Origin of the sequence: Burkholderia sp., from assembly GCF_018375725.1 — a bacterium.
In the GTDB taxonomy this organism is placed as follows: Bacteria; Pseudomonadota; Gammaproteobacteria; order Burkholderiales; family Burkholderiaceae; genus Burkholderia.
In genome coordinates this window covers 1-9718 of the sequence record NZ_JAHACR010000150.1, presented here as the reverse complement: position 1 = coordinate 9718, position 9718 = coordinate 1, and the positions used below count along the sequence as shown (strand labels likewise).

The following is a 9718-nucleotide window of genomic DNA, read 5'->3' as shown; positions in this document are numbered from 1 at the left end:
GGTGCGCAGCCGCACCAGCAGCTGCGGAATCGGAATGCGCACCGGACAGACTTCGCCGCATGCGCCGCACAGCGTCGATGCCGTCGGCAGGTCGGCGGTCGCGTCGAGGCCGAGCAGGTGCGGCGAGATGATCTTGCCGATCGGGCCCGGATAGGTCGTGCCGTACGCATGGCCGCCGATCCGCGTGTAGACCGGACAGTGATTCATGCACGCGCCGCAGCGGATGCATTGCAGCGTCGCACGCAGTTGCTCGTCCGCGTAGGCCTGCGTGCGGCCGTTGTCGAGCAGCACGAGGTGCACCTCGCGCGGACCGTCCCGCTCGCCCGCGCGGCGTGGGCCGGAGATCAGGTTGAAGTAGGTGGTGATCGGCTGACCGGTTGCGGAGCGGGTCAGGAGGCTCGACAGCGGCACGATGTGCTCGAGCTTCTCGACGACCTTTTCGATGCCCATGATCGCGATGTGCGTGTCGGGCACCGTCGTCGACAGGCGGCCGTTGCCTTCGTTTTCGACGAGCCAGAGCGTGCTGGTATCGGCCGCGGCGAAGTTGACGCCCGACAGGCCGATGTCCGCTTCGGCGAACGCCCGGCGCAGCGCGCGCCGGCCGGTCTGGATCAGTTCGTCGACGTCTTCCGTGTAGCGTGTGTCGGGAATGTGCTGCTCGAACAGCGCGGCGATGTCGGCGCGCGTCTTGTGGATCGCCGGCATCACGATATGCGACGGCTTCTCGCCGGCGAGCTGGACGATGTATTCGCCCATGTCGGACTCGATGCAGTCGACGCCGTGCTCGGCGAGGTGATGATTCAGCTCGATTTCCTCGCTGGCCATCGACTTGCCCTTGATCACGCGGCGCGCCTTCCTGGCCTGCGCGATGCCGAGCACGACGGCATTCGCTTCGTCGGCCGTCTCGGCCCAGTGCACCCGCACGCCGGCCTCGGTCAGCCGGGCCTCGAGCCGCTCGAGCAGCGTCGGCAATTGCGCGAGCGCGTGCTGGCGCACCGCTTCGCCGAGGTCGCGCAACTGCTCCAGCTCGTCGCCGTCAGGGAACTGGATCGCACGCTTGCCTTGCAGGAAGTCCATCGCACCGCGAAAGCTCGCGCGCAGTTTCGGATCGTCGAGCGCGGCGCGCGCGCGGGCCTTGAAGTCGCCCGGGGCGACGAAATGCATCGCGTGGTCGCTCATTGCGGCGCTCCTTCGGCATCGGTTTTGCCGGTGACGATGACCACCCACAGCTGGCGCGGGCCATGCGCGCCGTAAGCGAGCGTTTGCTGGATGTCCGAGGTTTTCGACGGGCCGGACACCAGTACGAGGTTGGTCGGCATCCCGGCATGCCAGCGCTCCGCATGCACGGCGGTGTGCAGATCGGCGTGCAGCGTGTGCGCGTGGACGAGCGCGACGTGCAGCGGCGGCACCAGCGACATCGTGCGGGGTGAACCGGCGTCGGGCGCGAGCACGATGGTGCCGGTCGACGCGATGCCCGAGCGGACGACCGTGAAGCCGGCATCGATCGTATCGAACAGTTCGGTCTTCCACGTGTCGATCGGCCGGTCGAACGGCACGGTGCCGACCGTGGCCGGCAACGCGCGGGCGAGGGCGGCGGATTCGGCGCGGGCCGGTTCGAGCAGCAGGCGGCGCACGCCGGCCGCGGCGAGGCGTTCGGCCAGTTGCGCGGGCCACGATCCGGCGTCTGCGCACAAGACGTCGGCGTGGGCCGCGCTCAATGCGGTCGTCATCGCTTGCACGCGCGTGGGAATGTCTGTCGGCGCCGAGCCGCGGCGCGCGGCGTAGTGACGGTCGATGCGTGCATCGAGCGCGGGCGTGTCGGATACGGCATCGCGCGGCGCGGCGGCGTGCAGCCGCGCGAGGATCGAGGCGCGCGCGTTCATCGGTCGTCTCCGCGCAGCGATGCGGCGCCGGCGGTGCGCCGCCACAAAAAACTGGCGAGGTGCTCGACCGGCAGCGGCGCGCCCTGCTTGGCCGCCGCGTGGCCGATGTTCAGCAGACAGCCGCAATCGGCGGAGACGAGCCGGTCGCAGCCGGTCGCGCAGGCCGACGCGACCTTGTCGCTGACCATCGCGCCCGAGATGTCGGGATGCTTGAGCGAGAACGTGCCGCCGAAGCCGCAGCACTCGGATTCGCGTGCGTGCTCGACGCGGGTCACGCCGGGCAGCGCGTCGACGAGCGCGACGCCTTTCGTGCGGGTGCCCATCTCGCGCCGCGCGCCGCACGACGTATGCAGCACGACCCGCTCGTCCGGCAGGCTCGTGCCGGCGACGGCGCCGGGCCGCACGTCGAGCACGTGGACGAGGAATTCGGTGAGTTCGAACACGCGTTCGGCCATCGCGCGGGCCTTCGGGCCGTTGACGGGATCGTCGGCGAAGAGGGCGGGCCAGTGATGCCGCATCATGCCGGCGCATGAACCGGACGGGACGATTACCGGCCACGGCTCGCCGAACAGGTCGAGCTGTGCGGCCGCGACGCGGCGCGCTTCGTCGGGGTTGCCGCTGCTGTACGCGGGCTGGCCGCAGCAGCTCTGGCTGCGCGGGTAATGCACCGTCAGGCCTTCGCGTTCGAGCAGCCGGACCGCGTCGAGCCCCGCCTCGGGGACGAACAGGTCGACCAGGCAGGTCGCGAACAGATAGACGTGCTCGGGGGCGGGCGAAGGATAGTGCCTTGCGTTCATGTCTCGCTCCAGGGGGAAACCGGGCCCGGCACGCGGGACGGCGTTTTCGCTGCATAATTCCCGCAACCGCGCGGCAGCTCAAATTGGTTGGGCCAATTGGCGCGTGACAATAGCGGGAGACCCCGACGATGGCAGGCATGACGGCCCGTGGCCGGACCGAGGTGGTGATGCGCAAGATCGAGACGGCGCTCCTCGATGGCTCGTGGCCGGCCGGCACGCGGCTGCCGGCCGAGCGTGTGCTCGCGGAGCAGTACGGCGTCGCACGCAATACGATCCGGGAGGCGACCCAGCGTCTCGTCGCGCGCGGCCTGCTGCAGAGCCGGCGCGGCGCCGGCGTCTACGTGACCGACCAGCTGCGCGTCGGCATCGCGTCGCCGTGGGGACAACTCGTCGCCGACCATCCGGCGCTGCGCGACGACATCCTCGAGTTCCGCCGCGTGCTGGAGGGCGCGACCGCGTATTTCGCCGCGATGCGCGCCGACGCGAACGACCGGCGGCGCCTGCGCGCATTGATGCGCCAGCTGGAGGAGGCGTACGCGAACGACGACAAGGCGCTGGAGGCCGCGACCGATTCGCGGCTGCACGAGGCGATCGCGCTCGCGTCGCACAACACGATGTTCCTGCACCTGCACACCAGCGTGATCGGGATGCTGCGCGAACACATCTCGGTCAACGTGGCCGGGATGCGGTCGCATGACGCGACCACGTCGGAACAGTTGTTGCGGCAGCACCGGATCATTTGCGAGGCGATCTGTGCGCATCGGCCCGAAGAGGCGCGCACGGCGATGCAGGCGCACATCGACTACGTGCGCAGCCATTTCGAGCGCAGCGGCGACTTTGGCTGAAATTGGTTGGGCCACTGCGCGTTGCGTCACGCGCGGCGGCCAAGGCCCGCGTGGCCGCCATCGGTATTCCGTCACAAACGGCCGGTATCATCCCGACGCTGGCAGCCCCGATTGACCGGCTTGTCGGGCGGCCCGTAGAATCGGCCGAACCCGCCTGCTGGCCGCGTGTCGCGGTGCGTGCGGCCCGCCTGATCCATTCCGCCTGAATCGCCTGAACCACCTGTCGAGGACGTCACGTGCTCACCTCCATCGTCCGCCGTGCGCCGGTTCGCGCGCTTGTCGCCTGTGCGTTGCTGTCGCTCGTCGCTGCATGCGCGACGCGGCCGCCCGCCACGGCGCTCGATCGCCTGCCCTCGCATGCGCTGCCGGCCAATACCGCGACGCCGCTGCGCGATGCATTGGCCGCGCAGCAGGCCGCGCATCCGGGCGATTCCGGCTTCCATCTGCTGGCGAACGGCGCCGACGCGCTGCAGATGCGGATCGCGCTGGCGCGCGCGGCGACGAGAACGCTCGACCTGCAGTACTACATTGCGGAGGAGGACACGACCGGCAAGCTGCTGCTCGGTGCCGCGCTGCACGCGGCCGAACGCGGCGTGCGCGTGCGGCTGCTGGTCGACGACCTGAATTTCCACGATGCCGGGCGCGTGATGGCGGCGCTGGACGCGCATCCGAACATCGAGATACGCCTGTTCAATCCGTTCGGCGCGACGCAGCAGAGCATGTTCCGGCGCACGAGCCATTTCATCACGCGCATCGAGCGGTTCTCGCACCGGATGCACAACAAGGCGATGATCGCGGACAACCAGCTGGCGATCGTCGGCGGCCGCAATCTCGGCGACGAATACTTCAGCGCGAGCCCGACGGTGCAATTCCTCGACCTCGACGTGCTCGCGGCCGGCCCGGTGACGCGCGACATTTCCGCGAGTTTCGACACGTACTGGGCGAGCACCAGCAGCTACCCGCTGAGTTACCTCAACCGGCAAGTGTTCGATCCGGCGGATCTCGATGCGATGCGCGACGAATTGCGCGCGCACTGGCACACGTACGCGGATCCCTACAACGCGCAACCGCTGAACGCGACACCGCTCGCGCAGCAGATCGGGCGCGGCGAACTCGGGCTGGAATGGGCGCCCGCCGAATTCAAGGTCGACCCGCCGGACAAGGTCGTCCGGGCGACCGAAGGCAACGCGGGCCCGCCGATGCGCCGGCTCGTCGAACTGACACGCGTCGCGCAGACGGAATTCCTCGCGTTCTCGCCGTATTTCGTGCCGCACGACGCGGGTGTCGAGATCCTCGGCCAGATGACCGGACGCGGCGTTCGCGTGGCGATCCTGACGAACTCGCTTGCCGCGACCGATGCGGTCGCCGTGCAGGCCGGCTACGGCCCCTATCGTGTGCCGATGCTGGAACGCGGTATCGAGCTGCACGAATTCAAGGCGCGGCCCATACTGCGTCCGACCTTGTTCGGTTCGCATTCGCGCGCGAGCCTGCACGCGAAGTCCTACGTGATCGACCGGAAGATTCTCGTGATCGGTTCGATGAACCTCGATCCGCGTTCCGCCTACCTGAATACGGAGCTCGCGCTCGTCATTCACAGCCCGGCGCTCGCGCAGCAGGTGGCGGCGATCTTCGAACGGGCGACGCAGCCGAGCGAAAGCTACCGCGTGCTGCTCGCGACGCCTGCCGAACGCAGCACCGTGGGCGGCGATTCCGAGCTGATCTGGAAAGGAATGGATGGCAGCACGCCGCAGACCTTTCACGTCGATCCGAATGCGGGGCTGCTGCGCAACGTGCTGACGGGCCTGTTCATGATGCTGCCGATCGACGACGAACTATAACGGCACGAAATCCCGGCGACGCACGCCGCATTGTCGCGTGATGCGCGGCCGATCGCTCAGAAGCGATAGCCGAGGCCGGCCTGGATCACGTCGGTATCGCGGTCGTAGCGCGTGACGACCCGGTTCCACGTGATGCGCGTGAGCCAGCGGTCCGACAGGCGGTAGCTGGCGGAGATCGACACGATGCCCGACACGGCGCCGTCGCCGGGGCCGGGCTGACCCTGCAGGTTGCGCTGGTTGACCGTGAAATACGCACCCGCGCCGGCGGACAGCGTGAGCTTGTCGTCGAGGAACGCGCGCGTCAGCCAGAACTGCGACGCAATACCATTGCGTCGGATCGACTGCTTCGCGCCTTCGTACATCCAGGTCGCGGTCCAGTCGATGCTGCGCGTGAGGCCGCGCCGGTATTCGATGCTGCCGCCGAGCGTCGACGGCGACGAACGGCTGTTGAGAATGGTCTCGCCGAGCATCGCGGTCAGTTCGTTGTTCGTGACCGTGCCGGCACGCGGCAGCGGCGTGTCGCGCGGGCCGGGCGTATCGGGCGCGTCGAGCTGGTAGCCGATGCCGAACATCAGCGACGTGGTGTTCGGGCCGCTGAAGACTTGCGTGCGGTTGAGCTGAAGCTGCGTGACCCAGCGCGCCGACGTGTAGTACGCGGCACGCACGCTCATCAGCACACCCCAGCCGTGCGAATTCGAATAGCCCTGACCCTGGCCGGCCGGGGTCGTGTCGAAGTAGCGGTACGGCCCCGCACCCGCGGACAGCACGAAGCGGCGGTTCGCGAGCGGCCAGCGTCCCCAGAACTGGATCGCCTGCCCATCACGGTGGTGGTTCGGAATATGCCCTTCGTTGTACCAGGTGAGGCCGATCGCGGTATGCGGGCTCAGTCCTTCCTGGTAATCGAAGGCCCATCCGTAGGAATGACCGCCGCCGCCCTGGAGCGCGCCGCCGAACAGCGCGAATTCCTGGGCGGATGCCGGCGCCGCGTGAATTGCGGCGACCGAGATCAGTCCGGCCAGCATCGCCCTGAGATGAACCGGCGAGGGCGGCCGGGGCATGGTGCGTCGGGTCTGCACGGTTTGTTTCCTTCGACGCCGTGACAGTCGGAATTCTCGCGCGTATGAGCGTGCGCGTCGAGCCGTGTTTCCGAGATATCGGACGACGTCACGTGACGGCGGCGGCTTGCGCCGGGCCGAATCGGGCGGAGCGACAGGCGGTGATTCGCCTGAGATATCGATGGCTGCCCGCGAGCGTGCTGGCCCGGGCCAACGACATGCGGGCGGATGGGGACGCGGTCGGCGGATGGCAAAAAAAACGCGGCCGGTCGGCCGCGTGAATACTCGCAGACTCCTTCGGACGAAGGAAACAAGCAACTGTGTGAAACGCAGTGTAGCGAAAGGCCGGACGCGGATTCAGGCGTCAGGCTGCAAAGGTCTGTTTCTCGCTGCGCGGGGCGATTCATGGGCTCGGACGGCTTGGGCGGCATAGGGCCGAATCCGCGTCGATCGACTATGATGGCGCTACGGCCACCGCCCGGTGGCATGCAACGTCGTACAAGGAGATCCCATGCCGAAGCTGCGTTTCTTCCAGGTGGCGTTACTCGCAGGCGTGCTGGCCGCAGGCAGCGCCGCCGCCGAAACGGTCCGTCTGTCTGCCAACCTGCAGCCGTCGAGCGAAGTGCCGCCGACCACCAGCAAGGGATCGGGCAGCGTCGACGCGACTTACGACACGGTCACCCGCACGCTGCAATGGACGGTGACATACCAGGGTCTGACCGGTCCGGCGACGGCCGCGCACTTTCACGGGCCGGCGCCCGTCGGGCAGAACGCGGGTGTGCAGGTGCCGATCCCGAAGGAAGGCCTCGCGAGCCCGATCAAGGGGTCGAAGGAACTGACCGAGACACAGGTGACGGAACTGATGGGCGGCCGGTGGTATTTCAACGTTCACACGAAGGAGCATCCGGCCGGCGAAATCCGCGGGCAGATGCTGCCGGCAAGCTGAGCGGCGTTTGACATAGAGGCTTCCGCCGAGCGTCGATGCGCTGACGCACGCACGATGGCATCGATCCGATGCTCGGCGGCTCGTTGCTCGACCGAACCGTGGTGTTCCTGCGTCGGGTTGCGGCCGGGCGCCCGGTTCGTCAGTGCACGGGCGAGATCTCGATCGCCTGATATGCAGCCCTGACGGCCTCCATGCCGTACTTGCGCTCGAGGCGGCGCACGGTGAAATGGCCCTGCGCCATCTGCTGGAAGTGATCGATGAACAACGTATTGACGGTCGCGCCCAGCACCGCGCCGATCGCCGGAATCGACTTCGCGGCCATCTGCTCGGTCACCTGCACCGAGAAGCGCGATGCAACGGTCTGCACGAGCTTGAACACCGCGGCCGAGCCGTGCGCGGCGATCCCTTTCGACGCGATGTCCGACGATGCCTTCGAGATCGCCTGCGCGAGCGCGCCGCGCACCACGAAATAGCCGAGTTCGGCATCTTCTTCCTGCTTGTCCGCGTGACCGCCCATGCCGAGCACGGCGAGACACTGCAACTGCGTATCGACCGACGTGAGGTCCTCGCCTTCGCTGCGCGCGATGTCGCAGACCGAACGGAAGATCAGCGTCGTCGTGACCGGCAGCTCGATCGGCAGCGCGACGAAACCGAATGCGCCACCCGCCGCGCCGGTCGTTGCAACCGCGAGCTTGTGCAGCAGGTTGCTCGGCTTGTCGTGCGCATCGGCGTCCGGGGCGGGCGGCTTGCCGAGCGTGCGCAGCGCAATGTTCAGGCATTTGCGCAGGGCGAGCTGGGTCGCATCGTTGATCTTGCCGGCGGCGAAGCCCGGCAGCTTGCCGATCATCTTCTCGATCGGCGTGCCGAGCAGGCCCGTCAGCTTCATCGTCAGCGACGGGCTTTCGAGCACCTGCTTCGCGCGCCGCAGCGCATCCCGATCGTCCTGCGACAGCGTTGCCGCGACGGCGTCTGATTTCGATTCCATCTTTCTCCCTCTGGGCTGCGACGAAGGTGCCGGCCGCCTGCAAGGTTACTCCACGCGTGCTAGAATTTTCAAATCGTTTGACTTGTCAAAAGTTGCGCTAACAAAAAATGGCTGTCCATACTGCTGCCCACCATTCGAGCGGGCAACTGCTGCCGTTCCGGGAGTCGCTGCTGGCGATGATCGGTATTTCGTTTGTCACGATGCTGGTCGCGTTCGACCAGACCGTTGTCGGCACTGCGCTGCCGACGATCGTCGCCGAATTGAGGGGATTCGATTTCTACGCGTGGGTGGCGACCGCGTACCTGCTCAGCTCGGTCATCACCGTGCCGATCTTCGGGCGGCTCGGCGATCATTACGGACGCAAGCCGTTCGTGATCGTCTCGATCATCGTCTTCACCGCGGCATCGGTGCTCTGCGGAATGGCGAACGACATGCGCTACCTCGTGCTCGCGCGCGGGCTGCAGGGCATCGGCGGCGGGATGCTGGTCGGCACCGCGTTCGCATGCATTCCCGACCTGTTCCCCGATTCGGTCGTCCGGTTGCGCTGGCAGGTGCTGATGAGCGCCGCGTTCGGCATCGCGAACGCGATCGGGCCGTCGCTCGGCGGCATCCTGACCCAGTATTACGGGTGGCGTTCGGTGTTCTACGTGAACCTGCCGATCGGCCTGTTGTCGCTGTTCTTCGTGTGGCGCTACCTGCCGCACCTGCGCCATGTCGAGCCCGGACGGAAGATGCGGCTCGACTGGCCCGGTGCGCTGCTGATCGCCCTGACGCTCGGCGCGTTGCAGCTGTTCGTCGAATGGCTGCCGAAACACGGGATCGCGGGCTGGCCGACGCTCCTGCTCGGGACGGCCTTCGCCGCGGGCGGCGCGCTCTGGTGGTGGGAAAAGCGCTGCGAACAGCCGATTCTGCCGCTGGACATGTTCGGCAACCGCGCCTTGTCCACGCTGTTCGTGCTGGCGATCCTCGCCGGCTTTTCGATGTTTTCGCTGCTGTTCTACGCGCCGCTCCTGTTCCAGGGCGGCTTCGGCATGTCGCCGAAGGCGGCCGGGCTCGTGATCACGCCGCTCGTCGTGTTCATCACGATCGGCAGCATCATGAACGGACGCATCGTCACACGCATCCGCCAGCCGAACGCGATGCTGCAGGTCGGCTTCGCACTTTTCGCGATCACCTGCATCGGCGTCGTCATGTCGACGCACGTGACGCCCGGGTGGGTGCTGATGGCGCTGATGATATCGGGCGGCGTCGGTCTCGGCTTCGTGCTGCCGAACCTGACCGTATTCGCGCAACAGACGGCGGGGCGCGAGCATCTGGGCATCGCCACCGCGCTGCTGCAATCGTTGCGGATGGTCGGCGGGATGGTCGG

9 protein-coding genes are annotated in these 9718 nt (G+C 67.5%); 4 read left to right on the top strand and 5 right to left on the bottom strand.

Going from position 1 to position 9718, the window contains the following annotated elements; translation table 11 throughout:
* The 3 genes from KH616_RS15755 to KH616_RS15745 form a co-directional block, all read right to left on the bottom strand.
* On the bottom strand, positions 1 to 1179 hold a 1179-nt coding region (locus tag KH616_RS15755), incomplete at its 3' end, for a LutB/LldF family L-lactate oxidation iron-sulfur protein (protein ID WP_292247895.1).
* Positions 1176 to 1883, bottom strand: coding sequence for a lactate utilization protein C (locus KH616_RS15750; protein WP_292247892.1), 708 nt, complete (start codon positions 1881 to 1883; stop codon positions 1176 to 1178). The genes KH616_RS15755 and KH616_RS15750, both read right to left, overlap by 4 nt.
* Positions 1880 to 2680: a (Fe-S)-binding protein gene (locus tag KH616_RS15745; RefSeq protein WP_292247889.1), complete on the bottom strand. Its 801-nt coding sequence runs from the start codon at positions 2678 to 2680 to the stop codon at positions 1880 to 1882. The genes KH616_RS15750 and KH616_RS15745 overlap by 4 nt, the downstream gene beginning before the upstream one ends.
* A gap of 128 nt (positions 2681 to 2808) precedes the next feature.
* Between KH616_RS15745 and KH616_RS15740 the strand changes: the two genes are divergently transcribed.
* Positions 2809 to 3525: a FadR/GntR family transcriptional regulator gene (locus tag KH616_RS15740; protein ID WP_292247886.1), complete on the top strand. Its 717-nt coding sequence runs from the start codon at positions 2809 to 2811 to the stop codon at positions 3523 to 3525.
* Between the two features lie 236 nt (positions 3526 to 3761).
* The gene (locus tag KH616_RS15735; RefSeq protein WP_292247883.1) at positions 3762 to 5363 is read left to right on the top strand and encodes a phospholipase D family protein; all 1602 of its coding nucleotides are present in this window, start codon (positions 3762 to 3764) and stop codon (positions 5361 to 5363) included.
* Positions 5364 to 5419: 56 nt separating this feature from the next.
* Here KH616_RS15735 and KH616_RS15730 read toward each other — a convergent pair whose 3' ends face one another.
* On the bottom strand, positions 5420 to 6421 hold the full coding sequence (locus tag KH616_RS15730; RefSeq protein ID WP_292247898.1) for a hypothetical protein: 1002 nt from the start codon (positions 6419 to 6421) through the stop codon (positions 5420 to 5422).
* A 508-nt stretch (positions 6422 to 6929) separates the two neighbouring features.
* Here KH616_RS15730 and KH616_RS15725 point away from each other — a divergent pair.
* On the top strand, positions 6930 to 7364 hold the full coding sequence (locus KH616_RS15725) for a CHRD domain-containing protein (protein ID WP_292247864.1): 435 nt from the start codon (positions 6930 to 6932) through the stop codon (positions 7362 to 7364).
* A 139-nt stretch (positions 7365 to 7503) separates the two neighbouring features.
* Here KH616_RS15725 and KH616_RS15720 read toward each other — a convergent pair whose 3' ends face one another.
* Positions 7504 to 8349, bottom strand: coding sequence for an EcsC family protein (locus tag KH616_RS15720; protein ID WP_292247861.1), 846 nt, complete (start codon positions 8347 to 8349; stop codon positions 7504 to 7506).
* A gap of 107 nt (positions 8350 to 8456) precedes the next feature.
* On the opposite strand from KH616_RS15720, the gene KH616_RS15715 reads away from it, so the two are divergent.
* A partial coding sequence (locus tag KH616_RS15715) for an MFS transporter (protein ID WP_292247859.1) occupies positions 8457 to 9718 on the top strand: 1262 nt, incomplete at its 3' end.